This is a genomic window from Streptomyces sp. NPDC042201 (genome assembly GCF_055582185.1).
The window spans coordinates 188,991-213,723 of record NZ_JBVJDS010000007.1 but is presented as its reverse complement, the minus strand read 5'-3'; the positions used below and the strand labels follow the sequence as shown (position 1 = coordinate 213,723).

23 protein-coding genes and 1 tRNA gene are annotated in these 24,733 nt (G+C 71.8%); 12 read left to right on the top strand and 12 right to left on the bottom strand.

From position 1 onward, the window contains the following. Positions 1-1,830, top strand: a complete 1,830-nt coding sequence (gene glmS, locus ACZ6MZ_RS19165; RefSeq protein WP_384187163.1) for a glutamine--fructose-6-phosphate transaminase (isomerizing) — start codon at positions 1-3, stop codon at positions 1,828-1,830. Positions 1,831-2,086: 256 nt separating this feature from the next. On the opposite strand, the gene ACZ6MZ_RS19160 is transcribed toward glmS, so the two are convergent. Together ACZ6MZ_RS19160 and ACZ6MZ_RS19155 are read right to left on the bottom strand one after the other, a co-directional pair. Continuing rightward, positions 2,087-2,665: an acetate uptake transporter gene (locus ACZ6MZ_RS19160; RefSeq protein ID WP_469353136.1), complete on the bottom strand. Its 579-nt coding sequence runs from the start codon at positions 2,663-2,665 to the stop codon at positions 2,087-2,089. Positions 2,666-2,829: 164 nt separating this feature from the next. Beyond that, positions 2,830-3,351 carry a universal stress protein gene (locus tag ACZ6MZ_RS19155; RefSeq protein ID WP_384187157.1) on the bottom strand — a complete coding sequence of 174 codons (522 nt, stop codon included), beginning with the start codon at positions 3,349-3,351 and terminating at the stop codon, positions 2,830-2,832. Between the two features lie 1,143 nt (positions 3,352-4,494). Here ACZ6MZ_RS19155 and ACZ6MZ_RS19150 point away from each other — a divergent pair. The 3 genes from ACZ6MZ_RS19150 to ACZ6MZ_RS19140 all read left to right on the top strand — a co-directional run bounded on the left by ACZ6MZ_RS19150 (position 4,495) and on the right by ACZ6MZ_RS19140 (position 6,503). Further along, the gene (locus ACZ6MZ_RS19150; protein ID WP_469353134.1) at positions 4,495-5,712 is read left to right on the top strand and encodes a GlxA family transcriptional regulator; all 1,218 of its coding nucleotides are present in this window, start codon (positions 4,495-4,497) and stop codon (positions 5,710-5,712) included. A gap of 10 nt (positions 5,713-5,722) precedes the next feature. Beyond that, the gene (gene orn / locus ACZ6MZ_RS19145) at positions 5,723-6,325 is read left to right on the top strand and encodes an oligoribonuclease (RefSeq protein WP_384187152.1); all 603 of its coding nucleotides are present in this window, start codon (positions 5,723-5,725) and stop codon (positions 6,323-6,325) included. 105 nt (positions 6,326-6,430) lie between these two features. Further along, positions 6,431-6,503: transfer RNA gene (locus tag ACZ6MZ_RS19140), tRNA-His, on the top strand. A gap of 71 nt (positions 6,504-6,574) precedes the next feature. On the opposite strand, the gene ACZ6MZ_RS19135 is transcribed toward ACZ6MZ_RS19140, so the two are convergent. Both ACZ6MZ_RS19135 and ACZ6MZ_RS19130 read right to left on the bottom strand, forming a co-directional pair. Next, a complete protein-coding gene (locus ACZ6MZ_RS19135; RefSeq protein WP_469353339.1) occupies positions 6,575-7,174 on the bottom strand; it encodes a 2'-5' RNA ligase family protein in 600 nt (199 codons plus the stop codon). A 161-nt stretch (positions 7,175-7,335) separates the two neighbouring features. Continuing rightward, positions 7,336-7,656, bottom strand: a complete 321-nt coding sequence (locus tag ACZ6MZ_RS19130; RefSeq protein ID WP_384187147.1) for a 4a-hydroxytetrahydrobiopterin dehydratase — start codon at positions 7,654-7,656, stop codon at positions 7,336-7,338. A 120-nt stretch (positions 7,657-7,776) separates the two neighbouring features. Between ACZ6MZ_RS19130 and ACZ6MZ_RS19125 the strand changes: the two genes are divergently transcribed. After that, a complete protein-coding gene (locus tag ACZ6MZ_RS19125; protein WP_469353131.1) occupies positions 7,777-9,030 on the top strand; it encodes a helix-turn-helix domain-containing protein in 1,254 nt (417 codons plus the stop codon). 93 nt (positions 9,031-9,123) lie between these two features. Next, complete coding sequence (locus ACZ6MZ_RS19120; protein ID WP_469353129.1) at positions 9,124-9,531, top strand: DUF6415 family natural product biosynthesis protein; 408 nt, start codon at positions 9,124-9,126, stop codon at positions 9,529-9,531. Between the two features lie 89 nt (positions 9,532-9,620). Here ACZ6MZ_RS19120 and ACZ6MZ_RS19115 read toward each other — a convergent pair whose 3' ends face one another. The 5 genes from ACZ6MZ_RS19115 to ACZ6MZ_RS19095 all read right to left on the bottom strand — a co-directional run bounded on the left by ACZ6MZ_RS19115 (position 9,621) and on the right by ACZ6MZ_RS19095 (position 14,492). Further along, positions 9,621-10,019 carry a DUF6221 family protein gene (locus tag ACZ6MZ_RS19115; RefSeq protein ID WP_384332856.1) on the bottom strand — a complete coding sequence of 133 codons (399 nt, stop codon included), beginning with the start codon at positions 10,017-10,019 and terminating at the stop codon, positions 9,621-9,623. Between the two features lie 207 nt (positions 10,020-10,226). Next, positions 10,227-11,411 carry an HTTM domain-containing protein gene (locus ACZ6MZ_RS19110; RefSeq protein ID WP_469353126.1) on the bottom strand — a complete coding sequence of 395 codons (1,185 nt, stop codon included), beginning with the start codon at positions 11,409-11,411 and terminating at the stop codon, positions 10,227-10,229. After that, complete coding sequence (locus ACZ6MZ_RS19105) at positions 11,401-12,117, bottom strand: DUF5819 family protein (protein ID WP_469353124.1); 717 nt, start codon at positions 12,115-12,117, stop codon at positions 11,401-11,403. Before ACZ6MZ_RS19105 ends, ACZ6MZ_RS19110 begins: the two co-directional genes overlap by 11 nt. Before the next feature lie 207 nt (positions 12,118-12,324). Next, a complete protein-coding gene (locus ACZ6MZ_RS19100; protein ID WP_384332847.1) occupies positions 12,325-13,740 on the bottom strand; it encodes a HAMP domain-containing sensor histidine kinase in 1,416 nt (471 codons plus the stop codon). Continuing rightward, positions 13,737-14,492 (bottom strand): response regulator transcription factor, encoded by a 756-nt coding sequence (locus ACZ6MZ_RS19095; protein WP_469353121.1) that lies wholly within the window; start codon positions 14,490-14,492, stop codon positions 13,737-13,739. The genes ACZ6MZ_RS19100 and ACZ6MZ_RS19095 overlap by 4 nt, the downstream gene beginning before the upstream one ends. 162 nt (positions 14,493-14,654) lie before the next feature. Here ACZ6MZ_RS19095 and ACZ6MZ_RS19090 point away from each other — a divergent pair, with 162 nt between their 5' ends. After that, positions 14,655-15,194, top strand: coding sequence for a hypothetical protein (locus tag ACZ6MZ_RS19090; protein ID WP_469353119.1), 540 nt, complete (start codon positions 14,655-14,657; stop codon positions 15,192-15,194). A gap of 57 nt (positions 15,195-15,251) precedes the next feature. On the opposite strand, the gene ACZ6MZ_RS19085 is transcribed toward ACZ6MZ_RS19090, so the two are convergent. Beyond that, entirely contained in the window at positions 15,252-16,121 is an 870-nt protein-coding gene (locus ACZ6MZ_RS19085) for a spermidine synthase (protein ID WP_386877632.1), read from the bottom strand. A gap of 354 nt (positions 16,122-16,475) precedes the next feature. Further along, on the bottom strand, positions 16,476-16,922 hold the full coding sequence (locus ACZ6MZ_RS19080) for a hypothetical protein (RefSeq protein ID WP_389783303.1): 447 nt from the start codon (positions 16,920-16,922) through the stop codon (positions 16,476-16,478). A 266-nt stretch (positions 16,923-17,188) separates the two neighbouring features. Between ACZ6MZ_RS19080 and ACZ6MZ_RS19075 the strand changes: the two genes are divergently transcribed. Beyond that, the gene (locus tag ACZ6MZ_RS19075; protein ID WP_469353117.1) at positions 17,189-18,649 is read left to right on the top strand and encodes a tetratricopeptide repeat protein; all 1,461 of its coding nucleotides are present in this window, start codon (positions 17,189-17,191) and stop codon (positions 18,647-18,649) included. Between the two features lie 54 nt (positions 18,650-18,703). Here the strand turns inward: ACZ6MZ_RS19075 and ACZ6MZ_RS19070 are convergent, their stop codons facing one another. Further along, positions 18,704-19,300 carry a histidine phosphatase family protein gene (locus ACZ6MZ_RS19070; protein ID WP_469353115.1) on the bottom strand — a complete coding sequence of 199 codons (597 nt, stop codon included), beginning with the start codon at positions 19,298-19,300 and terminating at the stop codon, positions 18,704-18,706. A gap of 219 nt (positions 19,301-19,519) precedes the next feature. Here ACZ6MZ_RS19070 and ACZ6MZ_RS19065 point away from each other — a divergent pair, with 219 nt between their 5' ends. Genes ACZ6MZ_RS19065 through ACZ6MZ_RS19050 form a run of 4 tightly spaced genes read left to right on the top strand, consistent with a single transcriptional unit; the run spans position 19,520 to position 24,669 of the window. Next, positions 19,520-20,440 carry a phosphatase PAP2 family protein gene (locus ACZ6MZ_RS19065; protein ID WP_469353113.1) on the top strand — a complete coding sequence of 307 codons (921 nt, stop codon included), beginning with the start codon at positions 19,520-19,522 and terminating at the stop codon, positions 20,438-20,440. Beyond that, positions 20,367-21,695 carry a hypothetical protein gene (locus ACZ6MZ_RS19060; protein ID WP_469353111.1) on the top strand — a complete coding sequence of 443 codons (1,329 nt, stop codon included), beginning with the start codon at positions 20,367-20,369 and terminating at the stop codon, positions 21,693-21,695. The genes ACZ6MZ_RS19065 and ACZ6MZ_RS19060 overlap by 74 nt, the downstream gene beginning before the upstream one ends. Continuing rightward, positions 21,686-23,332: a hypothetical protein gene (locus tag ACZ6MZ_RS19055; RefSeq protein ID WP_469353109.1), complete on the top strand. Its 1,647-nt coding sequence runs from the start codon at positions 21,686-21,688 to the stop codon at positions 23,330-23,332. The genes ACZ6MZ_RS19060 and ACZ6MZ_RS19055 overlap by 10 nt, the downstream gene beginning before the upstream one ends. Then, positions 23,329-24,669, top strand: coding sequence for an AAA domain-containing protein (locus tag ACZ6MZ_RS19050; protein WP_389783291.1), 1,341 nt, complete (start codon positions 23,329-23,331; stop codon positions 24,667-24,669). Before ACZ6MZ_RS19055 ends, ACZ6MZ_RS19050 begins: the two co-directional genes overlap by 4 nt. The last annotated feature ends 64 nt before the right edge of the window (positions 24,670-24,733 follow it).

Sequence of the window (24,733 nt, the reverse complement as noted above, 5' to 3'; positions counted from 1 at the left end):
ATGTGCGGAATCGTGGGATATATCGGAAAGCGTGATGTAGCTCCACTGCTGCTGGAGGGCTTGCAGCGGCTGGAGTATCGGGGGTACGACTCCGCCGGTCTGGTCATCACCGGCAAGCCGGCCGCGGGCAAGGCGGCCACGCTGAAGATGGTCAAGGCCAAGGGCCGGGTCCGCGAGCTGGAGGCCCGTGTCCCCAAGCGCTTCGCCGGCACCACCGGCATCGCGCACACCCGCTGGGCCACCCACGGCGCCCCGAGCGACGAGAACGCGCACCCTCACATGGACCCCGAGGGCAAGGTCGCGATCGTCCACAACGGCATCATCGACAACGCCTCCGAGCTGCGCGTCAAGCTGGAGGCGGACGGCGTGGTGTTCCTCTCCGAGACCGACACGGAGGTGGTGACCCATCTGATCGCCCGCTCCCAGGCCTCGACCCTGGAGGAGAAGGTCCGCCAGGCGCTCCAGCTGATCGAGGGCACGTACGGCATCGCCGTCCTGCACGCCGACTTCGCGGACCGTATCGTCGTCGCCCGCAACGGCTCGCCGGTCGTCCTCGGCATCGGCGAGAAGGAGATGTTCGTCGCCTCCGACGTCGCCGCGCTGGTCTCCCACACCCGCCAGGTCGTCACGCTCGAAGACGGCGAGATGGCCACGCTCAAGGCCGACGACTTCCGTACGTACACCACCGAGGGCTCCCGCACCTCGGCCACGCCGACCACCGTGGAGTGGGAGGCCGAGTCGTACGACATGGGCGGCCACGACACGTACATGCACAAGGAGATCTCGGAGCAGCCCGACGCGGTGGACCGGGTGCTGCGCGGCCGGATCGACGACCGGTTCTCCACCGTGCACCTGGGCGGCCTCAACCTGGACGCCCGCGAGGCGCGCGGGGTGCGCCGGATCAAGATCCTCGGCTGTGGCACCTCGTACCACGCGGGCATGATCGGCGCGCAGCTGATCGAGGAGCTGGCGCGGATCCCCGCGGACGCGGAGCCCGCCTCCGAGTTCCGCTACCGCAATCCGGTCGTGGACCCCGACACCCTCTATGTCGCGGTGTCCCAGTCCGGCGAGACGTACGACGTACTGGCCGCCGTGCAGGAGCTGAAGCGCAAGGGCGCGCGCGTGCTGGGCGTGGTGAACGTCGTCGGCTCGGCCATCGCCAGGGAGACCGACGGCGGGGTGTACGTGCACGCGGGCCCGGAGGTCTGTGTCGTCTCCACCAAGTGCTTCACCAACACCGTGGTCTCCTTCGCACTGCTCGCGCTGCATCTGGGCCGGATCCGCGATCTGTCCGTCGCCGACGGCAAGCGGATCATCGGCGGGCTGCGCAAGCTGCCCGCCCAGATCGCCGAGATCCTGGCGACCGAGGACGACATCGCGAAGCTGGCCGCGGAGTACGCGCAGGCCAAGTCGATGATGTTCATCGGCCGGGTGCGCGGCTATCCGGTCGCCCGCGAGGCGTCGCTGAAGCTCAAGGAGGTCTCGTACATCCATGCCGAGGCCTATCCGGCCTCCGAGCTCAAGCACGGCCCGCTCGCGCTGATCGAGCCCGCGATGCCGACGGTCGCGATCGTCCCCGACGACGATCTGCTGGAGAAGAACCGCGCCGCGCTGGAGGAGATCAAGGCCCGCAGCGGACCGATCCTGGCGGTGGCGCACCAGCCGCAGGAGAAGGCCGACCACACCATCGTCGTACCGAAGAACGAGACCGAGCTGGACGCGATCCTGCTGGGCATCCCGCTCCAGCTGCTGGCGTACCACACGGCGCTGGCGCTGGGCCGGGACATCGACAAGCCCCGGAACCTCGCGAAGTCCGTCACGGTCGAGTAGTCGGCGGACCGGACCCGCGTGCGCCGGGCGGGGCCGTCGAGCCGGCCCGCGTACGTCGAGCCGGCCCGCGTACGTCGGGCTGTCCCCCGTACGCCGGGCCCGGCCCCTGACGTACGGCGAGAGCGCCCCCAGTGCGTGCCACCCATCGCACTGGAGGCGCTCTCCGGAGGGGCCGGCGCTGCCCGGGCGCCGGCCCGCAGCTGCCTCAGAGCCTGTCGGGCGACCTCTGATCGGGCGAAGGTCACCCGGCACACTCTCAGCCGGTGGCCGTCACTCCCCGGCCGGCAGCACGGCGGCGCGGCAGTGCGGTCGGCCATTTGGCGAGCGCGGCCGTCGCTCCGTACCAGGAGGCGAGGCCGGCGAGGGCGGCGATCCAGCCGCCGGTCTTGGCGATGCCCGCGCTGTCGGCGAACTGGCCGACGGCGAGCAGCAGCAGCGCGACGAAGAACAGCCCGTAGGTGCCCTGGACGATCGGCCCCGAGCCCGCCGCACCGATGGTCAGGCTGAGCGCCAGCAGCGCCCACAGGATCAGGAAGAGTCCGGCCGCGTCCGCGGAGACAGGGTGGCCGGCTCCGGTCCCCCAGGTGAACCAGAAGGCGCCGAGGCCCGCGAAGGCCGTACCGGTGAACGAGTTGCCCGCGCGGAATTCGAGCAGGCCCGCGACGAAGAGCGCGACGCCGCCGACGTACAGCGCGAGGGTGACGGCATCGGCCGCCGTCACCCCGTCGATGACGCCGGTGCTGCCGACGCCGAAGGCCAACAGGGTGAGTCCGAGGGCGAGATGACCGAGAACCGAAGTTGAGGTAACGCTTCCCGCAGAGACGTCGTTGTCCACGGCGGGCTCCCTTCACGATGGGCGTTTATGCTGTGTCCCAGCGACCGTTATGTACCCTTCACAAGCGCGCAATCCACCTCTACGCGTGAGTAAATTCACGCTGGGTGCAAGGAAGTTGACACCGGCTCAACTGAGTGGCGGTGGAATGCGGGTGGCTCGCGGGGCTACGGAATCACCACGACGGGCCGCTGCGCGCGCCGCGCCAGCCGCCCCGCCACCGAGCCGAAGATCCGCCCGACGATGCCGTGCGTGGACCCGACGACGATCGCGTCGGCGGAGTACTCCTGGCCGACCTCTTCGAGTTCGTGACAGATGTCGCCGCCGCGCTCGACCAGGATCCACGGCACCTCGGCGAGGTAGTCCGCGCAGGCCAGTTCGAGACCGAGCACCTCGGTGCGGTGGTCGGGCACGTCCACGAAGACCGGGGGCTCACAGCCCGCCCAGACCGTGGTGGGCAGCCGGTTGGCGACATGGACGATGATCAGGCCGGAGCCCAGCCGCCTGGCCATGCCGATGGCGTACGCGAGCGCCCGCTCACTGGAGGTGGAGCCGTCGAAGCCGACCACCACTCCGTGCCGGAAGACCGGATCGCAGGAGGCGCGCGTCTGTTCCGCCGCTTGCAGGTCCGACAGCGGGTCGGCTACCTGCTTGCGGTCAGCGGGTTCGGGAATTTCGTGACCGGCCATTGGCGTCTCGGCGAAGGAGATCCTCTTGGGAAGGAACAACAATGGGCAGGGCGGGCGGAGCTGAGCTGTGTCCGGGAATCATCTTCCCAACCCCATACCCCCAAGGGTACGGCCACACTCCTCTCATTCCCAGAGTTGGCCGCCCCACACGCGGGGGTTCCAGGGAGCATGCACGAGGCCGCCCAGGATCGCAACGCCGGATGGCCTCTACAGCCGTCCTGGGCGTGGCCGGACAACTCCGCTCCCCCCGACGCCCCTCGCCCGCTCCGCGGCCTCCTGGAGCGCTCCCACGCCCGCGCCGTCGAGCACGCGGACCTCTGTCGCCACTTCGCGACGAGGGCGGCCGGGAGGCGGCTGGGGAGCGACCGGGCCGCGTCTCGCTGGCTTTCCTGGGCGTCCGACGCGCCCGCCGTGCGGCCGCCGGCGGAGTCGGCGGGGACGACGGCCGCGCGGGCCACGGCCGACCGTCCGCTGGTCCGTGCGGTTCTCCCGGCGTACGGCGGGCCCTTCGGCGGCCGGGTCGCGGCCACCCTCGGTCCGCCCGCCACGACCCGTCCCGCCGGCCGCCGTCGCGTCGGTCCGAGCGCGTCGCCGCACCACCGCGTCCGGGGGAGGCTTCGGGGGAGCTTCGGGGGAGGCTTCCGAGGAGGCGATGATGTGCGGAACGTACCGAACGTCCGGAAGCCGGCGTTCCCGAAGGCGCCGGGGGCGCTCCGCGGCGCACGCGCGCGTGAAGGTAGTGCGCCGGGAGATTTGCGCTCTTCGCACAGACGCACCCATCGCTTTTCAGCCAACTTCACAGTTGGATGGCATCCTTGCCGAAATGGCCTGCCAACCCCCTTGCCACCAGGGAAGAAAGGACCGCACCTGTCCTCCGCACCCTACGGGGACGGGCCATGCACGCGAGGCCCACTTCCACTCGCGGCCCGTGAGTGGAACGCTTCGTGATCGAATGCTTCGCGCCAAGTTGCCTTGTCGACATAACGCCGGATGGAGAACTTGTCACGCCGGCACCACGGGACACAGTAGATTCGATCATGAGTATCGAAGGCTGGGGACCCGTGCAAAACCGAGGGGAATCGTGCAGGAGCGAGAGGCCCGACAAGAACGGGGAGACGCGAACACCGAGGGGGGCTTAGCACCATGAGCCAGGACTCCACTGCCGCACCGGAGTCAGCACGGAAGCTTTCCGGGCGCCGACGCCGGGAAGTCGTCGCCGTGCTGCTGTTCAGCGGCGGCCCCATCTTCGAGAGCTCCATCCCGCTCTCCGTGTTCGGAATCGACCGCCAGGACGCCGGGGTTCCCCGCTATCGCCTGCTCGTCTGCGGTGGGGAGGACGGACCGCTGCGCACCACCGGCGGGCTCGAACTCAGCGCGCCGTACGGCCTGGAGGCGATCAGCAGGGCCGGCACGGTGGTCGTACCGGCCTGGCGGTCGATCACCTCGCCGCCACCACCGGAGGCACTGGACGCGCTGCGCCGCGCCCACGAGGAGGGCGCGAGAATCGTCGGTCTGTGCACCGGCGCGTTCGTGCTCGCCGCGGCGGGTCTGCTGGACGGCCGCCCGGCGACCACGCACTGGATGTACGCGCCGACGCTCGCCAAGCGCTATCCGTCCGTCCATGTGGACCCGCGGGAGCTGTTCGTCGACGACGGCGACGTGCTCACCTCCGCGGGCACGGCGGCCGGAATCGACCTGTGCCTGCACATAGTCCGGACCGACCACGGTGCGGAGGCCGCCGGGGCGCTCGCCCGCAGGCTGGTCGTACCGCCGCGGCGCAGTGGCGGCCAGGAGCGCTATCTGGACAGGTCTTTACCAGAAGAAATCGGCTCCGACCCGCTCGCCGAGGTCGTCGCCTGGGCGCTGGAGCATCTGCACGAGCAGTTCGACGTGGAGACGCTCGCGGCCCGTGCGTACATGAGCCGCCGCACCTTTGACCGGCGGTTCCGCTCGCTCACCGGGAGCGCTCCGCTGCAGTGGCTGATCACCCAGCGGGTGCTGCAGGCGCAGCGGCTGCTGGAGACCTCCGACTATTCGGTGGACGAGGTCGCGGGCCGCTGCGGCTTCCGCTCCCCGGTGGCGCTGCGCGGCCACTTCCGGCGTCAGCTGGGCTCCTCCCCCGCGGCCTACCGGTCCGCCTACCGGGCCCGGCGCCCGCAGGGCGAGTCCATGCAGTCGGGGGCCATGGAGCCGGTCGTACCGGCCCAGGCGTCCCCGCAGTCCCGGCGGACGGCGGCGGCCGGCACCCACGGTCAGGCGTCGGCCTCGTCGGCGATGCCCGAGCACCTCAAGCCCGGTTCCGACGTGTACGCAACAGGTCCGGGCCGTCCGAGTCTGCCCGGCCAGCGGAGCGCCCCGTAGGGTAAGGCGCATGAACGATCGCATGGTGTGGATCGACTGCGAGATGACCGGGCTCTCGTTGGCGGACGACGCACTCATCGAGGTGGCCGCGCTGGTCACCGACTCGGAACTGAACGTGCTCGGCGACGGGGTGGACATCGTGATCCGCCCGCCGGACGCGGCGCTGGAGACCATGCCCGAGGTGGTGCGGCAGATGCACACCGCCTCGGGTCTCCTCGACGAGCTGGCGGGCGGCACCACGATGGCCGCCGCCGAGGAACAGGTCCTGGCGTACGTACGCCAGCACGTCAAGGAGCCCGGCAAGGCGCCGCTGTGCGGGAACTCGGTCGGCACCGACCGCGGCTTCCTGTTCCGCGACATGCCGACGCTGGAGGGATACCTCCACTACCGCATCGTCGACGTCTCCTCGGTCAAGGAACTGGCCCGCCGCTGGTACCCGCGGGCCTACTTCAACAGCCCGGAGAAGAGCGGCAACCACCGCGCGCTCGCCGACATCCGCGAATCCATCGCGGAGCTGCGCTACTACCGTGAGGCGGTCTTCGTCCCCCAGCCGGGCCCGGACTCCGACACGGCCAAACAGATCGCCGCGAAGCACGTGCTCAAGGCGGAATGAGACCAGTACAGGGCCGCTGTCGCCCCCCGCACAAATACGGGCGCGAGCACCCTCGCGGACCCTGTACACTTTTTCTCGGCTGGTCGGGAAGATGACCGGCACATGGTGGGTATAGCTCAGCTGGCAGAGCACCTGGTTGTGGTCCAGGATGTCGCGGGTTCAAGTCCCGTTACTCACCCTTAGCGATCAAGGGCTGACCCTGCGGTATCGGGTCGGCCCTTTTTCATGCCCCGGTCCCTGTCCATGGAGTCAGCCGAGCGGCACCCTGGCGTACGGCTGCCACTCGTACATGCGGTTGTCCCTGTGCAGCACGATGAGCTCGGCCGACTCGATCCGCGCGACGGCCGGTGCGACGTCGACCGCCTCCAGCGCCCCGGCCAAGGGCGCGACCGGCCCGTCTCCGCTGCTGTACGCCACCGACACGTGCGGCCGGAACCCCGCGGCGTCCTCCGGCACGTCCGGAAGCACATCACCGATGGCCGCCCGGATCGCATCACGGACCGCACGCACCGGCTCGTCGGGCTTCACGGGCACGAGGACGGCCTCAAGGTCGATGACCGGCGCGAAGAGCGTGACATCGAAGGCCGGCACCGCCGCGAGCCGACTGCGGGCCGCCTCGACGATCGCGTCCACGTCCGCCTGCTCGACCTCGTCGACGAAGTCGATGCCCTGCATGGTCAGGTGCAGCCACTGATCAGGAATCGGATCCAGCCCACCGACCCCGGCCAGCGCGGCACGGTACTGCCCGGCAAAGCGATGCACGTCCGCCTGCCCACCGAACGTGAGATGCCAGGTAGAGAAGCGCCGCCCCACACTCCATCCGGGCCGCCACCACCAGTGGTTACGCATGTGCACGGGTCGAGTCGTCATAACGCGAGATCCAACCAGCGCGAAGGCCAGCCTGACGAGAGGGCAAGGTGCTCACCGGACGCGCGAGCGGCCCGGATCCCGCATCCGTTCGCTCCGACTGCCGCAGCTGGATCCAAGCGGCTGCCCCAGCGGACAATCCCCTAGCCCTCGCGGAGCGGCTCCGCCCCGTGCGCCTGCGCAATCGCGTCGATGCGCCGCGCGAGATCGAAGTCCGCGGCCGTCAGCTTGTGGCCGGCATCGTGCGTGGTGATCCCGAACCTCACCCGATCCCAGCGGAGATCGATGTCCGCGTGATGGCCGATCAGCCGCTCCACGTCGGCGACGTGCACGATCATCGCCACGCCACCGTGATACCGGATCCCGAACGTCCGGGTGATCTCGTCGCCCGACCTCACCCATCCCGGCGCGGTCCCCAACGCCGCGGCGATCTCTTCCTCCGACAGCGGTCCCGGACTCGGCATCGTCAGCTCCCCTCGGTCACGGGCGCCAGCACCTCCGCGAGGTCGTGCGCCGTGGCTCACGTGAGAATCGTCCTGCCCCATACCCTGAACGTGACGAGCTGTTCAGAGAGGGGCAAAGCCGTGCCATCTGACGCTACCCCGGACCCCTATGTCGATCCGCTGGTGTTCGGCCAGCGTCTGCAACTGCTGCGCACCCGAAAGGGCCTGACCCGAGATCAACTTGGCGGCCTGATGGGCCGCACCGGGTCCTGGGTGAAGGCCGTCGAAACCGGCCGGTTGAAGACGCCCAAGCTCCAAGTGATCCTGGGCTTCGCCGAATTGCTCCGGGTCGGAAACCTGTCAGAGCTCACCGGAGACCGGTCCGCGCACATCGATCTTTTCACCGGCCCCGGCCACCCCCGGCTCGGCGCTGTGCGGGCCGCCGTCAACAGCTTCCCGCTCACCACCACCGCCCGCCAGGCGCCGCCGACGGCTCACCTCCGGGCTCGTCTCGCCCGCGCGTGGTCGGCCCGGCACAGCGCTCCGAATCACCGGGAGGTCGTCGGCGAACTCCTGCCCGACCTGATCCACGACGCCCAGCTCGCCGCCCGGGAGGCGGACTCCGCACCTGACCGTCGTGCCGCCCAGGCCGCGCTGTCCGAGGTGTACAGCCTCAGCCAGTTCTTCATCGCCTACCAGCCCGACGCACCCCTTCTCTGGCGCGTCGCCGAGCGCGGCATGATCGCAGCGCAGGAGTCCGAGGACCCGCACACCATCGGCGTCGCCGCCTGGCTGACAGCCCAGGCGCACCGGGACTCCGGCCCCGGGCACTACGACGCGGCCGACGAGGTCACCGTGTCAGCCATCGAGTTCCTTGAGCCGCTGCTGCCTGACGCGTCGGACGACGTCCGCGCCATCGCCGGGGCGCTGACGTTCGAGGCGGGGTACACGGCGGCTCGCCGGGCGGAGACCGGCACCGCGTGGCGGTACTGGGACCGGGCTCACACCATGGCGATGAAGCTGCCTGCTGACTACTACCATCCGGTCACCTCGTTCTCCCGCGCCATCATGGGCGCGCACGCCGTGACCGTGGCCGTGGAGCTTCACGCCGGCGGCGAGTCGGTCCGGCAGTCCGCCGCCTCGGACGCCCTGACGATTCCGTCCCGGCCGCGCCGCGCTCGGCATCGGATCGAGGAAGCACGCGGCTACCAGTTGGACGGGCAGCCGGACGTGGCCCTCGACACCCTGTCGCGGGCTCACGAGTCCGCCCCGGAGACGATCAAGTACAACGGGTACGCCAAGCGCATCGTCCTTGAGGAAGCGGAGTCGAAGAACCCCGCTCGGCGTCAGCGCGCGTCCGCGCTGGCCGTCAAGCTCGGGCTGTTGGCCGCGTGAACGAGGGGGCACAAACTGTGCCCCCTCCGTCGAGCAGGCGCCCCTACGGTCGGCATCAGTGAACGATTACTGACTGCGACAGGAGCGTCACCCGTGACGACCAAGGGGCAACCGGCCGGCCCGGCGCCCAGAGCGCCCGAGCCCGCCGCAACCGCCGCGCCTGCCGGGGCCGACACCATCCAGGCCGTCATCGACCAGGCCCACTCGGTCGGCCGGGGCATCGGCGACCGCGCCGATCTGGCCGACCTGGCCGGGCGGCTCCGTACCCACATCACCGCCCTGCTCCCCGCCGCACAGGCACACGCCGATCAGCTGTGGCGCGGCGGGACCGCCTGGTACACCCTCGTCTCGCGCCTCGACAGCATCCGGCACGACACCGCGGAGAGTCTCGCCGCGGCGCCGCTGGCCGCGCACGTCCAGGTACGGCAGCTCAGCCTCGACTGCGAGTGGCTGCTGACACGCTACGGAGCGGATCTCGCCAGAGCGGAGCCGACGCCATGAGGAGCGGCGACTACGTCACGTACGAGCCGTACGGGTACGGCACGGGGATCACCCCTGAACAGGTTCGCGCGCGGGTCGGCCGCGGTTGGTTACTGGGCGAAGCGGGGTAGCCATTTCACCTGGTAGTCGGGGTGGCCGGCGTGTTCTGCGGCTAGTTGGCGGACGACGAATCCCAGGCCGACCGCGCGGCCGGCCGGGAAGTCGTGGGCCGGGCGGTCGGTGTCCATGGGGGCCACTTCCGCGTACTCGTCCAGGAGGACCCGGCTCGTCTCGATGCGGCGGAGGGTGTGCGCCGGGTCCTGGCGGGCGATGTGCTGGTCGTAGCCCTCCGTCTTGACGCTGTACGAGATGCCGCCGGTGCGGTCGTGGACCTCGCCCGGCAGCTCGGGCGGGCAGCGCCAGGTGTCGCCGCCGGCCGCCTTCGCGATCTGTTCCTCCTCGTCGAGGCGTGCCCGGACGAACGCCACCAGGGCGTTGTGGTCTGTCATGAGGTTTCGGTCCTTTGCTCTCACGGGTGCGGGCCGGGGCGCGCCATCGTCCCGGGCCGTCTGCTCGTCCAGCAGAGGATGCCCGACAATCGGACCCGGCATGGCCGCGCGGCGTCCTCCGGCCACATCGGATCGACACAGTGATCCCCTGACCTGGGACAACGGGTCAGGGGATCATTCCTTTCCGGGACGGTGCGTCAGGTCCTGTCAGGTCCTGGTCGCGAGTCTGCCGGGCTGGGCCTGTGGGGGCACCGCCACGGCCTCAGGACCTTGCCGCGGCTCCGGCCGCCAGATACCCGTACGCCGCGCCGCGCGCCGCCACAGGCGGGCCAGGGCCCGGAAGAAGCGGTCCGGGAGGAACACCGCGTCGGCAACGATCATCGCGCCGGAGAAGAGCGGCAGGCCCAGCATCACCGCGATACCCAGGTGCATGCCGAACAGCAGGGTGAGGACCGGGTATTTGAGCTTGCCGAACAGGACGAACGGGAAGGCGACCTGAATCAGCACCGTCAGATAGCCGACGACCGCGAGCAGCACCGCGTGCTCGTCCGCCAGGAGGGAGAGCGCGGGCCAGGGCCGGAACAGGTCGAGGTTCAGGACGTAGTGGAGAGCTGTCCCGTTGCCCCAGGTGCCGCCCTGGACCTTGAACAGCCCGGCGGATCCGTAGAGGAAGCAGACCTGGGCCGCGATGACAAACATGGCGCAGTTGTGCATCACCGCGGTCAGCACGGTCCGGGCGTCCCGGAGTTGGGCCACCAGGCCCACCAGGCCCCCCGGGCCCGCCACGCCCACCAGGCCCACCGGCGTGGCCGCGCCCTGCCCCGCAGGCGAAGACGCCGCCCGGAGCCGGGCCCTGCGCGCGTCGAGGGACCAGCGCCGCCCGCACGCGGTGAAGACGAGGTAGAGGGCCATCAGAAGGATGAGGTTGTCTCCCCCGTCCGTCATGAAGATCGACCTGGCGTGGAACGACGCCACCATGACGGCGAAGAGGACGGACACGGCCCTGGTCCGCCAGCCCACCATGAACAGCGCGGCCACCACGAGAGCCAGGACGTAACAGAGTTCGAAGTACGCGCGGCTCTCGGACAGCGTGAGAAGGCTGGCCCAGCCCGTCTGGTCGAAGAGCTGCTTCGCCAGCTCGGGTGTCCACGCCGAACCGGGGCCCCAGATCTCGTCGCGGTACGGGAACTCCCGCAGCAGGAAGCCGAGATAGAGAAGTCCGTAGCCGATGCGCAGTACGGCCGCGGCGTACAGGGACACCGGCCGTTCGGTCAGGGTGGCGAGGAACCCGCTGATCCGGGCGAGCGCTCGCCGCGCTGTGCTCGCGTACGTCCGCCGGCCGGTGGGTCGTCGCGATGCGGGTGCCTCGATCGGCGCCTGCTCAGTTCCCATGGGAGGTCACCTTCCACCAGGGCAGATAGCGGGTATCGACCGGCGCGGGAGCGGCCGTGGCCGGGCCGGCGCCGGGCGGGGCGATGGGCAGCGTGAGCACCCGGAGCTGGATGGACTCGAAGGGGCCGGTGCGATGGGCGGCGACGCGGTTCACCGCGATATTGCGCAGATACCGCTGGAGCATCAGGGCGCGCGCCGACCGTGGCTGGTCCTCGCCGCCGTGCAATTCGAGGTAGGAGGTCCAGGCCCGCCGCAGCATGTTCTGCGACGTATGACTCGGGAACACGTCGTGCTCGACCGCGGAATCGTCCACGGCGGTCAGATCGAACCAGCTGCTCACCTGTTCATCGCCGTCCGGCGTGATGTGCAGGGTTCTCGCCGAAATCTGCCGGTTGACCGACTCAGGATCCGGGGCGAAGAGCCGCCAATTCTGCTCGAACAGCGGATAGACCCACGCACTGATCTGTTGGCTGTACCGCTGCGAGACGGCATTCGAGGGGGCCACGTGCAGAAAGACCAGAATCACATGGACCAGGGACGTTGCCAGACACAGGACCACGGCGACCGCCAGTCCCGCCCGCAGCGGTCCCGACAGTCCGGAAAGCCCGCCGGGCGCGCGCGATTCCTCATACCGTTCCCGCGCGGCCGGCTCATCTCCGGCGCGCTCCCATTCCTTCACATCCGTCGACTCAACGCCGCTCGGCACAGCCCCACCCGGCCTTTCCCGTCACAACTGCTCGCATCCGCTTTTCTCGTTCCCGCACGGCGGTACCGCCGATTCCGTGCTGGCATATTACGCATAAAAGCGCGCCGGAGCGGCAATGCATTCAGGTGAATGAGAGGGGCTCTGTATTCAATTGCAGAATATAAATTCAAATACTTTCATCGAGCCCGACGGTGGGTTCGGACGCGTTCAGACCTCCGCGGCTCTGCGGCCGGCCGCCCCGCGCTTGCGGCGGCGGGGCCGGTGGCCCCGCGAGGTGCCCGGAGAGCGCCACCCGTCGAGCCCGATCCAGATCCGCACCTCGGTGCCGCCGAGCACCGAGCGCCCGATCCGTACATCCCCGCCCGTCGACTCCGCGACCCTCCGCACGATGTCGAGGCCCAGCCCGGTCGAGCCTTCGGTGCCCCCGCTGTTGCCCCGGGCGAGCGCGGCCCGCGGGTCCGCGATACCGGGGCCCGCGTCGGAGACCAGGACGATCACCGCGTCCTCGCCGTTGTGCACATCGACGGAGAAGGCCGTGCCCTCCGTGGTGTGGCGGAAGACATTGCCGAGCAAGGCGTCGAGCGCGGCCACCATTTCGGTCCTGGCCACCGGGATGCGTACCGGCCGTCCTACGCCCGCGAGCCGTACCGTACGGCCCTCGTCCTCGGCCAGCGCGGACCAGAAGTCCATGCGCTCCCTGACGACTTCCGAGACGTCGCAGCCCCCGGCCGCTCCCGCCGCCGTCGTCGGCGGCTTGGCCTCGCGTGCGGTACGGATGATCGTGTCGACCTCCCGTTCCAGCTGGGCGACCGCGGCCCTGGTCTGGTCGGCGGCCGGTCCTTCCCCGAGCGAGGCGGCGTTGAGGCGCAGCACGGTGAGCGGGGTGCGCAGCCGGTGCGAGAGGTCGGCCGCCAACTCCCGTTCGTTGGACAGGAGCTGGACGACCTGGTCGGCCATGGAGTTGAAGGCGACCGCGGCGGAGCGCAGCTCGGGCGGCCCCTCCTCCGGGACGCGCACCCCGAGCTTTCCCTCGCCCAGGGCCTGCGCGGCGCCCGCGAGCCGCTGCGCGGGCTCGACCATCCGCAGCCCGAGCCGGTCGGCGACGGCGACCGAGCCGACGATCAGCGCGACGCCCACAGCGGCGAGCATCAGCCAGGCGGTGGTGACCCCGTTGGAGACCTCCTTCTCGGGGACGTACACCTCGACGATCGCGATCGGCGCCGAGCCGAGGGAAGAGCCGATGGCGGTCGGCTGGAGCAGCGCGGAGCCGCCGGCTACCTCGGTGATGGAGGCGCGGCCGAGCCGCCGTACGGTCCGCAGGTCCTTCTCGGCGGCCCGGCGCGTACCGATCTCCAGCGGCAGGCTGCCCGGCTCCTCGGTGGCCGGGACATGCACGGCCATCCGCCCGTCGGCACCGGCCTGGGTGGAGGCGACGGCCCGTTCAAGATTGTCGCGGTCGGTGGTGATGGAGAGGGTGGGGCCGATGGCGGCGGCCTGCCGCTCGGCGTTGGAGAAGGCCCGGTCGCCGGCCATCTCCTTGATGACCAGGCCCAGGGGTACGGCGAAGGCCACGACGACCATGACCGTGACGGCCACGGCGACCTTGACCAGGGCCCATCTCATACGGGCGGCTCCGGCACGGGCGGATGCGGGGGCGGCTCCGGTACGAGTGGCTGTACGGGCGGCTGTACGGGCGGCTCCAGCTTCACCCCGACGCCGCGCAGGGTGTGCAGATAGCGCGGCCTGGCCGCCGTCTCCCCCAACTTGCGCCGCAGCCAGGACAGATGGACGTCGATGGTCTGGTCGTCGCCGTACGACTGCTGCCACACCTCGGCGAGCAGCTCCTTGCGCGGTACGACCACCCCGGGGCGCCCGGCGAGGAACGTCAGCAGGTCGAACTCCCGCCGGGTCAGGTCCAGCTGCGTCCCGTTCAGCTCGGCCTGGCGGCGCAGCGGATCGATGGACAGCCCGCCCACCCGGATCACGCGCGGCGGCGGGGCCTCGCCCGTGGTGGCGCGCGAGCGGCGCAGGACGGCCGCCATCCTGGCCGACAGGTGTTCCACGGAGAACGGCTTGGTGAGGTAGTCGTCCGCGCCATCGTTGAGCAGCCGGACGATCTCCGTCTCGTCGTCCCGCGCGGTAGCGATGATCACCGGTACGTCGGTGATGCCACGCAGCATCTTCAGCGCCTCGGAACCGTCGAGATCGGGCAGACCGAGGTCGAGGATGACCACGTCGAACCGGAAGTGGGCCACCTCGCGCAGCGCCTCCAGGGCCGTACCGACGCTCCGTACGGTGTGGGAAGCCTCGGTCAAGTGCCTGATGAGGGCGGAGCGCACGAACTGGTCGTCCTCGACCACGAGCACACTGGGCATGGGCGGCACCGTACGCCATTCGGGGGACGGGGGAAGGCGACTCCGTACGGTCCGTGGAGAACGCCGCGCGCCGAACTCCCAGCCCCCGGATGCCGGACCCCGAAAGCCGGACTCGCGGGACAGCGGAGGCGCGGGTCGTGCACTATGGCCAGGATGCTCCGGATGCGCAGAGGACTCCTGCACGCCCTGGCGTGGCTGCTCTCCACCGGCGCGGCGGTCACGCTGTCGTGGTGGGGCGTCCACACGGTCATGGCCGGGACGGCGTACGACCCGCCGCGCGCGCTCCCGCTCCCCGCGGGCAGCGCGGCGGAGCAGCGCGCCAGTCCCGTCGCCGCCTCGACCCGGCGGCCCGCGAGCCCGTCCGCGAAGCCGACGCGGCCGGTGACGGCGACGCCGGGCAGGAGCCACCGGCCCTCGACGAGCCCGCCCGCCGCGAAACCGGAGCAGAGCCCGGCCCGGAGCGCGGAACCGCCGCCATCCGGCCAGGTGAAGAGCTATACGGTCGACGGCGGCCGGGTCGTCTTCGACATCGGCGCGGAAACGGCGGAGTTGGTCTCGGCGACGCCGGCCGCGGGCTGGCAGATGCAGGTCTGGACGCAACCGGCCTGGATCCGCGTGACGTTCACCCGGAACGGCCGGGAGGTCTCGGTGTTCTGCACCTGGAACGACCATCCGCCGATGGTGGAGTTCGACGACCGCTGAGGTGCGCGTCGGATCGCTCAGCCGCGCCGGCCCGACCGCTCACAGCGGCGCCGGCCGTCAGACCTCGTGGAACGCACCGGCCGGGGGCGGCGGTGAGGGCCTGGCACTCTCGTCGGTGACCGAAGGCGCCCCGCCGGTGAAGTCGGCCAGCGCCCGGCCGTGTTCCACCCGCCCCGGATGCGGATCGCTCGCGACGCGGCGGGTCAGCTCGGCGATGGGCAGTTCACGGTCCGAGGCGAGCAGTACGGCGTTGCCGAAGCGGCGGCCGCGCAGCACGGTCGGATCGGCGGCGAGGGCGAGCTGCCCGAAGACCCCGGCGGCGGTGGCGATCTGGCCGCGCAGATGGCTGAGCGGCGGGCCGTCGGCGAGGTTGGCGGCGTAGCAGCCGTCCGGCTTCAGCACGCGCCGTACGTCCATCAGGAACTCGGAGCTGGTGAGATGCGCGGGGGTGCGGGCACCGGCGAACACATCGGCGATCACCAGATCCGCCCAGCCCTCCGGCACCTTGCCGAGCCCGCTGCGGGCATCGGTGGAGCGGACCCGTATCCGCGCGTTGGGATCCAACGGGAGCTGTTTGCGGACGAATTGGACGAGGGCCGCGTCCAACTCGACGATCTGCTGGGTGGAGCGGGGCCGGGTGGCGGCGACATAGCGGGCGAGGGTGAAGGCCCCGCCGCCGAGATGGACGACGTGCAGGGGCTGGTTCGCGGGGGCTACGAGATCGGCGACATGGCCGAGTCTGCGCTGGTACTCGAAGGACAGATACGTGGGGTCGTCGAGATCGACATGCGACTGGGGGGCGCGGTCGATCAGCAGCGTCCAGGCGCGGGACCGCTCACGGTCGGGTATCAGCTCGGCGATCCCGCCGTCGACGGTCTCGACCACGGGCTCTGCCGTGGGCCGCGCACGGCCTTTGTTCTTTGCCACCCCTCCAGTATCGGGGTGTTTTTTAAGGGCTCGGTTCGCCTCCGGGCGCTTTATGCCACTGTCGACAGTCGATCGTGCTCGGTTCGCTCGTTCCTCACGAACCTGTGCGCGTTCTCCCTTTCGACAGCGGCGCGCCCCTTCGGCTCACTCGCCGGCAGTCGTGGAGACGGGCGGCCGGGCGCTCCCACGGTCACTCGCCAGGGGCACGCTGCTAGCTGCAGCGGTCGGCCGCCTCGATAGGCTCACTCGCCGGCAGTCGTGGAGACGGGGCGCCGACGCCCCTTCGGCTCGCTCGCCGGCGGTCGTGGGGACGGGCGGCCGGGCGCTCATACGGTCACTCGCCGGGGGCGTCCGCTAGCTGCAGCGGTCGGCGGCCTCGATCAGTCTTGCCGCCTCGCCCAGCGCCTCCCGCAGTACCTCCGGGTCCGTGACCGGGCCCGTCGCGTCGGGGGGCAGGAGCCAGCCCGAGCCGGTGACCGGCGGCTCGGCGGGAATGCGCAGGCCGCGGCCGTTCGTCCGGGTACAGGCGCTGCCCGGCATGTCCCAGGCCGCCGCCGTACCCGGCGGCACCAGAAAGCCGAGGGTGTCGCAGGGCCCGTCGTGCAGTACAGGCCCCACCACCGGCGTGGCCCCGCGCCGCAGGATGTCGACCGCTTCGAGCCCTTGCCGGGCCGGAACGGTCACCAGATCACAGGCTTCCCCGGTATCACCGGGAGGCGAGTCGTCCCCCTGGCCGGTCGTGTGCTGAGCAGTCGTCCGTGCGCCATCGCTGGCCTCCACACCGACCTCCGACTCCACCACGGGAACCCCTCCTCACCGAGCGCAGACGCGTTGGGCGTCTCCACATGGTTCAACGCGGCGCGGCGTCAACAGCTACGGCGGCGCACCGCCGCAAAGGGTGGCAGTTCATGGCAGATCGTGGGTGAGATATCCCCTTTGTAGGCAAACCCTGTGTATGCGACCCGTCACAGCGGGTACCTTCTTGCCCGCCGGAAGAACCGGAGTTGGCCACCACCGTGCGCCGGGCGGCCGGCAGCACCACCGGCTGTACCAGGAGAGGGCTCGGCATGGCGTCGTCTCGGGCAGTTCCCAACCTCGCCTTCCGCCGGCTGCGCGCCCAGCGCTCGCCGGGGGAGTTCGCCGCCGCCGTACGCAGGGCGGCGCGGGAGATCGGTGAACAGGTCGCCTGCGACGCGCGTTATATCGGACGGGTGGAGGCGGGCGAGATCCGCTGCCCCAACTACGCGTACGAACGGGTCTTCCTGCATATGTTCCCCGGGCTGACCCTGACGGACCTGGGCTTCTCGGCACGTGAACAGGTACGCGGCCGGGCGGCGCGGCCCCTCCCCGGCGCACCCCCCACCCCGATCTCGAATCCGACTCCGATTTCCCTCCCGGCCCCGATGTCCATTCCGACCCCGATCTCCGTCCCGACCCCGGCTCCCACTCCGACTCCGACTCACTTCACGGACGTCAGCGACGTCAGCGACATCAGCGAGGAGAGCGACGTGCTGCGTCGCGCATTCATGACCGGCGGCCCCCTCACGATGGCGGCCGCGTCCCTCGGTCTCGGCGGCACGCCCGCCGCGGCCGTACCCCGACCGCGGCGGGTCGGCGAGGCCGAGGTGAGCGCCGTCGAAGAGGCGGTCCGGCGGATCAGACTCCTCGACGACCGGCACGGCGCCGACGGGCTCTACCGGCGGGCCGCCCAGCCGCTGCGTGCCGCGCACGCGCTGCTCGACGCGGGGACGGCGACCCACCGCTCCACCGCGGACCGGCTGCACTCCGGCGCCGGCGAGCTGTCGATCTCGGTGGGCTGGCTCGCGCACGACTCCGGCCGTTACGACGACGCGCGCTCCCACTACGCGGAGGCGCTGGCGACCGCGCGGGTGGCGGGCGATCCCGCGCTGGAGGCGCACGCCTTCTGTAATACATCGTTCCTGGCCGGGGATTCCGGCCGGCACCGGGAAGCGGTGCGCGCCGCGCAGGCGGGCCGGCGCGCGGCCCGGCATCTGTCGTCGCCGCGGCTGCTGTCGCTGCTCGCCCTGCGGGAGGCGGGCGGCTGGGCCGGGCTCGGCGACCGTACGAACTGCGAGCAGGCCCTGTCCCAGGCCCAGGGCCTCTTCGACCAAGGACCCTCGGACGCCGACCCCGAGTGGATGTCCTTCTTCGGCGAACCCGAGCTCGAAGCGCTGGAGTCGCTGTGCCACGCGGCGCTCGGCGACTGGTCGCGGGCGGCCCGCCACGCCTACCGCGCGACGGTCCTCCAGGATCCGCACTTCACCCGCAATCTCGCCCTCTACCGCGCTGAGCTGGCCACCGACCTGGCCCACGCGGGCTCACCCGACGAGGCCGCGGCGGCCGGCCATCAGGTGCTCGACCTGCTGGACCAGGTCCAGTCGTCCCGTATCCACGCGCGGCTCGCGGCCACGGTCCGGGTCCTGCTGCCCCAGCGGCGGCAGCCGGACGTGCGCGCGTTCCTGGACCGCCACGCCTCGACGAACCCCCGGACGAACCCCGGTAAGTGAGCGCCGGTCCCCGCCCGCGAACCGCCGGAGCCAGGTCAGGGACCGTGAGCCCGGTCAGGACGCCAGGTGCGCCGTGTCGTTCCAGACCTGGATCGCCGGGAGGTCGTACGCCCAGCTGAGCACCGAGACCGACGTCGGGTCGAGCCGGATACGGGCCGCGAAGGAGATGTCCTCGCCCAGCCAGCGCGCCCCGATCGCGCGCAGGATGTGGCCGTGCGCGAAGACCAGTACGTCACGGTCGGCCGAGCGCGCCCACGCGACGACCTCGTCGGCCCGCGCGGAGACCTGCGCCAGGCTCTCGCCCTCCGGGACGCCGTCGCGCCAGATGAACCAGTCGGGGCGCGCCGCCTTGATCTCGGCCGGGGTCATGCCCTCGTACGCGCCGTAGTCGAACTCCATGAGCGCGTCCCACGGCTCGGCCCTGTCGCCGAAGCCCGCCAGTTCGCAGGTCTCGCTCGCGCGGGCCAGCGGGCTGGTGCGTATCTCCGCGCCGGCCAGCCCCGACCAGGGCGCGCGATGCAGCCGCTCGCCCAGCAGCTTGGCGCCGCGACGGCCCTCGTCGAGCAGGGGGATGTCCGTCCTGCCGGTGTGCTGACCGGACAGCGACCAGGCCGTCTGGCCATGCCGGGCGAGGAGCATGCGCGGTGCCATGGAGGCTCTCCCTGAAGTTCACAACGGGTGCCGTCCCATCATCGCTCACCTGAACGAAGGGCAACCCCCAGGGGGATCTCGGCGTCCCACTCTCCGTCAGGGGGGTGAGGTTGTCGAACGTGACTTCGGGGGTACACCCGGCCGAAGGATCCGACCGCGAACACCGTACGGTTGAACGTCGGCCGAAAGCCGCATGAAAACATGATGGAGATCGTCCGAATGCCGAACAGCGCCAGCGAGACGTACCGGCCGCGACCCCGGCCTCGCTGGTGGGCTGAGCTGATAGTCATAGTGGCGGTCTACGCCGCCTATTCGGCGGGCCGGCTGCTGGCCCGCGGCGATGTGTCGACGGCCGTCGACCACGGACTGGCGATCCTGCGCATAGAGAAGGCGCTCTTCCTCAACGCCGAGCACCCGCTCAACCGGCTCTTCACCAGCACCCCGGCCCTCGGCATACCCGCCGACTTCGCCTATGCCTCGCTCCACTATCTCGTCACCCCGGCCATTCTCGTCTGGATCTTCCGCCGCCGCTCCGTCCAGTACCGGGCCGCCCGCACCTGGCTGATGCTCTCCACCCTCCTCGGTCTGGTCGGCTTCACGCTTCTGCCCACCTGCCCGCCCCGGCTGCTGGACGCCGGGCAGGGCTTCGTCGACACGATGGCGCAGTACAGCATGTACGGCTGGTGGGGCACGGAGGCGAGCGCGCCGCGCGGTCTGGGCGGGATGACCAACCAGTACGCGGCGATGCCGAGCCTGCATGTCGGCTGGGCCCTGTGGTGCGGGGTGCTGCTGTGGCGGCACGCCCGTACCCCGCTGGTGAGGTGGCTGGGCGTCGCCTATCCGCTGGTGATCACCGTGGTGGTGATGGGGACCGCGAACCACTACTTCCTCGACGCGGTCGCGGGCGCCGCGGTGATGGCCGCCGGGGCGCTGCTGACCGGGCCCACGATGCGGGCCGCCGACCGGATACGGGCCGCGGCCCGCTTCCAGGCCGAGCGCGTGCCCGGTACGTCCCCGTCACCCCGCACATCCCCGATTGTCAGCAGCGGATGCGAGACTTCCGCGGGTGAGCGATTCCCTGGGCAGCGGACCCGCACCAGCACCTCCTCCGCAGACGACACTCCGGCGACGGCTCGCTGAGCTGCGCGGCCCGGCCGTCGCGCCGCATCCGCTCGATGCCCGCGCGCTGGCCGCCCTCGCGGCGAACCCCGGCTGCCGACGGCGCGCTCTGCTGGACGGCGCCGGGGTCGACAAGGCGGCGCTCGCGACGGCGCTCGGCTCGCCCGCCCCGTTCGGCCAGTCGCAGTTCGCGTTCATGCGGGGGAACGCGTTCGAGGTCAAGGTCAAGGCCGACGGCGGTACGGAGCTGATGCGGCTGGTCTCCGAGCGGCTCGGCGGGCAGGCACCGGCGCCCGCCCCCGGTGAGGTCCTCGTCCCCGATCTGTCGGCGGCCGGCCCCGAGGGACGCACGGCGCGTACGGCGCTGGCCCTGCGCGAGGCCACCGAGGCGGGGGCCTGGGCGCTGCTGGACCATCCGTTGCTCGCCCTTGAGGTGGCGGGCTCGCCCGCCTATCTGGAGCCGGACGCGGTGGTGGTGCACCCGGACGGCCGGTGGACGGTCGTGGAGATCAAGTCCTTCCCGATGATCGACGGTTCCGCGGACGCGGCGAAGGTGGGCGCGGCGGCGCGGCAGGCCGCGGTGTATGTGCTGGCGCTGGAGCGGGTCGCCGTCCGCACGGCGGGCGCGGAGGTGGGCCATCGCGTCCTGCTGGTCTGCCCCAAGGACTTCTCCAATCTGCCGGCCGCCTCGGTCGTCGACGTACGCAAGCAGCTGTCGGTGACGCGCCGTCAGCTGACCAGGCTGACCCGGATCGAGGACATCGCGGCGGCGCTGCCCGAGGGCACGACCTTCGATGTGGACCACTGCTCGGGCGAGCAGCTGACGGCCGCCGTGGAGTCGGTCTCCGCGGCCTACGCCCCCGAGTGCCTGGCCGCCTGCGAGCTGGCGTTCCACTGCCGCGCCCGGGCCCGCACCGCGGAGGCGGTGGAGGCGCTGGGCCGGAGCGTACGGGGCGAACTGGGCGGGCTGACCACGGTCACCGCCGTCCTGGCGGCGGCCCACGGCGAAGCGGGTGACCCGGCGGACCCGACGGTCGCGGCCCTGCGGAGGGCGGCGGAGCTGCGGGCGGAGGCACTGGCGAGCGCGCGGCCGCCCGACGGCGAACGGGTGCTGGGCGGCGAGCGGGTGCCGGACGGAGCGCGGGTGCCTGACGGCGAGCGGGTGCACGTGCCTGACGGCGAGCGGGGCATGGGGAGCGCGGGGGCGGCCGGTGCTTCGGCGCGGGGCGGCGTGCCGGGACAGGTCCGGACGGAGGGCGGGGGCGTATGTCGCTGATCAGTACGCTCGCGCGGCTGGAGGCCGTGGCGAGCGGGCAGGCCCAGCCGCTGGCCACCGTCAGGCACCGGCGGATCTCCGACCAGCCGCTCGTGCTCGTCCCGCTCACCACCGCGGGCGAGGCCGGCGCCCCGCTCGGCGCGCTCGTCGGCACGGACCGGGACGCGCCCCGGCTGCTGACCGTCGCGCAGCCGCGCGACCGCGATCTGCGGTTCGCGTTCCTCGGCGAGCTGGCCGAGGCCGTGCTGCCGTATCTGGACGCGTACGCCGACGTGATCGAACCGGCCGAGCGCAACGAGACCGACCCGGAGACCGGAAAGCGGGTCAAGGTCGAGGTCGAGCTGTGTGTGGACGCGCCGCAGCTGATCGTGCCGAGCCGGCCCGGCATCGAGTTCGTCCGGCTGCTGGGGCGGTCGATGCGGTTCCGGCGTACCGCCGAGGAAGACCCGGACACGCCCTATCCGGCGCCCCCGCGCGTGCCGTTGCTCGGCCGCTGGCTGACGCACTACGGCGAGCGCGCCCGGGTGCCCGGCTCCTCGCTGCTGCTCGCGACGACCGATCTGCTGAATCGTCACTGGGCGACGGGGCAGTCCAGCCTGGAGGACCAGCACCTCGGCGCGCTGCTCGCCTGGACCGATCCGCCGGACAGCCTCTCCGGCGCCGAGGCCGCGCTCCGGGCGGAGCTGGAGCGCGACCGGGGCGGGCAGCTGGTGTGCCCGCCGGCCGGTCCCGCCACGGACCCGGCGTTCGACAACAGGCTGCTGGCGCCCGCGATCGAGCGGTACGACCGGGCCCGCCAGGCGCTCGCGGCGGCCGAGGACGGTCCGGGCGCGGAGGAGCAGCTGGCCAGGCTGACCGCCGCCGAGCGGGAGATCCGCCGGCTGCTCGCGGGCGTCATGCGGCCGACCTGGGACGCGGTGTGGCGCGGCCTGGATCTGCTGCGGGAGCTGCCGGAGGGGGCGCGGGTCACCGACCGCTGGACGCGCGACCGCTGGTCGTTCACCGGCCATCGCGACCGGGTGCGCGCCGGGGAGCCGCCGCAGCCGCGCAGGGACGACGCGGTAACCGCCGCGCAGAAGCTCGCCTCGCGCGAGACGGCGCAGGCGCAGCTGGAGGCGCAGGAGGCGCTGGACGACCCGCTGGTGCTCGCCGGGCGCAGGCTGTCCGGGGAGGCATTCCTGAGTGAGGTGACGGAGGTGGTGATGGCGTACAGCGAGAGCAAGCGCCCGTCGCCGCGTCCGCTGGTCACCGTCCGCACCGACGACCTGCCGCATCTGGGCGAGCGCACGAAGGTGTACCGCTCGCTGGACGGCAAGCCACAGTCGGCGGAGTTCGTGCGGTACGAGGAGTCGGGCGACGGCGCCGTGCTGGTGCTGCGGCTGACCGACCGCATGGGCAGGAGCAAGGAGCCCGCGCCCGGCTCCGTGCCGGAGAAGGGTGAGCGGATCGCCTGGACGCTCTTCGAGCACGACCAGCGCGGCGGCCCGAAACTGCCCGACCCGGAAGAGACGCCCTGGACCCACGGCGGGCCCCCGGGTGCGGAAGGTGCGGTTCCGGATGCGCTTCCGGGCCCGTACGCCACCGGCGAGAACGCGGGCACCGGCCCGGACCCCGTGACCGAGGAGGACTTCCTGTGACCGCGCCCGCCGTCTTCGATCCCGGCGCCGCCGCCACCCGCGCCACCGACGCGATCCTGCGCGACACCCTGCACGGCGCGCACCGCGGTGTCGTCGTCGACTCGCCGCCCGGGGCGGGCAAGTCGACCCTCGTCGTGCGGGCCGCCCGGGAACTGGCCGCGGCGGGGCGGCCGCTGATGGTCGTCGCGCAGACCAACGCCCAGGTGGACGACCTGGTCGCGCGGCTCGCGGAGAAGGATCCCGGGCTGCCGGTCGGCCGGCTGCACAGCAACGACCCCGACCCGTACGACAAGGCGCTGGACGACCTGCCGAACGTCCGCAAGTCCGCGAAGGCGGCGGACCTGGCGGGCCTCGACGTCGTCATCTCGACGGCCGCGAAATGGGCGCATGTGCAGGGCGTCGAGCCCTGGCGGCACGCCATCGTGGACGAGGCCTACCAGATGCGCTCCGACGCGCTGCTCGCCGTCGCGGGCCTCTTCGAACACGCGCTGTTCGTCGGTGACCCCGGCCAGCTGGACCCGTTCAGCGTGGTGGGCGCGGACCAGTGGGCGGGGCTGTCGTACGACCCGTCCGCGAGCGCGGTCTCCACGCTCCTCGCGCACAACCCCGAGCTGCCCCAGCACCGGCTGCCCGTCTCCTGGCGGCTGCCGGCGTCCGCCGCGCCTCTCGTGTCGGACGCGTTCTACCCGTACACCCCGTTCCGCAGCGGTACGGGCCCCGGCGACCGGCGGCTCACATTCGGGGTCGCGTCCGACGGCTCGGGCCCCGACCGGGTGCTCGACGAAGCGGCCGAGTCGGGCTGGGGGCTGCTGGAGCTGCCCGCCCGCCGTACGCCGCGTACGGACCCCGAGGCGGTACGGGCCGTGGCCCTGGTGGTCCGCAGGCTGCTGGACCGCGGGGGCGTGGCGACGAGCGAGCGCTCCCCCGACCCGGCGCCGGTGACCGCCGACCGGGTCGCGGTCGGCACGGCCCACCGGGACCAGGCGGCGGCGGTCCGCGCGGCCCTCGCGGAGCTGGGCGTGAGCGGGGTCGCCGTGGACACGGCGAACCGGCTTCAGGGCCGTGAGTTCGATGTCACCGTGGTGCTGCACCCGCTCTCCGGCCGGCCCGACGCGACGGCGTTCCATCTGGAGACGGGCCGGCTGTGCGTGCTCGCCTCCCGCCATCGGCACGCCTGTGTCGTGGTGTGCCGCGCGGGTGTGGCGGAGCTGCTCGACGAGCACCCGTCGACGGAGCCGGTCCAGCTGGGGGTCACGGTGAAGTTCCCGGACGGCTGGGAGGCGAACCACGCGGTCCTGGCGCGGCTGTCGGAGCACCGGGTGAGCTGGCGGCCATGAGCAACGGGTGGTGAGCTTGCAGCCGTGAGCGGCGGGGGCCGCACGCGGGGCAGCTGGACGCCGG

Bases quoted from the DNA above. Each gene is read 5' to 3' on its own strand.
- ACZ6MZ_RS19070 (WP_469353115.1), bottom strand. From the start codon at position 19,300: ATGGCACCGCGCATGCTCCTCGCCCGGCATGGCCAGACGGCCTGGTCG.
- ACZ6MZ_RS19075 (WP_469353117.1), top strand. From the start codon at position 17,189: ATGGCGTCGTCTCGGGCAGTTCCCAACCTCGCCTTCCGCCGGCTGCGC.
- ACZ6MZ_RS19065 (WP_469353113.1), top strand. From the start codon at position 19,520: ATGCCGAACAGCGCCAGCGAGACGTACCGGCCGCGACCCCGGCCTCGC.
- ACZ6MZ_RS19055 (WP_469353109.1), top strand. From the start codon at position 21,686: ATGTCGCTGATCAGTACGCTCGCGCGGCTGGAGGCCGTGGCGAGCGGG.
- ACZ6MZ_RS19135 (WP_469353339.1), bottom strand. From the start codon at position 7,174: ATGCGTAACCACTGGTGGTGGCGGCCCGGATGGAGTGTGGGGCGGCGC.
- ACZ6MZ_RS19095 (WP_469353121.1), bottom strand. From the start codon at position 14,492: ATGCCCAGTGTGCTCGTGGTCGAGGACGACCAGTTCGTGCGCTCCGCC.
- orn (WP_384187152.1), top strand. From the start codon at position 5,723: ATGAACGATCGCATGGTGTGGATCGACTGCGAGATGACCGGGCTCTCG.
- ACZ6MZ_RS19150 (WP_469353134.1), top strand. From the start codon at position 4,495: ATGAGCCAGGACTCCACTGCCGCACCGGAGTCAGCACGGAAGCTTTCC.
- ACZ6MZ_RS19110 (WP_469353126.1), bottom strand. From the start codon at position 11,411: ATGGGAACTGAGCAGGCGCCGATCGAGGCACCCGCATCGCGACGACCC.
- ACZ6MZ_RS19155 (WP_384187157.1), bottom strand. From the start codon at position 3,351: ATGGCCGGTCACGAAATTCCCGAACCCGCTGACCGCAAGCAGGTAGCC.
- ACZ6MZ_RS19090 (WP_469353119.1), top strand. From the start codon at position 14,655: ATGCGCAGAGGACTCCTGCACGCCCTGGCGTGGCTGCTCTCCACCGGC.
- ACZ6MZ_RS19100 (WP_384332847.1), bottom strand. From the start codon at position 13,740: ATGAGATGGGCCCTGGTCAAGGTCGCCGTGGCCGTCACGGTCATGGTC.
- glmS (WP_384187163.1), top strand. From the start codon at position 1: ATGTGCGGAATCGTGGGATATATCGGAAAGCGTGATGTAGCTCCACTG.
- ACZ6MZ_RS19115 (WP_384332856.1), bottom strand. From the start codon at position 10,019: ATGACAGACCACAACGCCCTGGTGGCGTTCGTCCGGGCACGCCTCGAC.
- ACZ6MZ_RS19130 (WP_384187147.1), bottom strand. From the start codon at position 7,656: ATGCCGAGTCCGGGACCGCTGTCGGAGGAAGAGATCGCCGCGGCGTTG.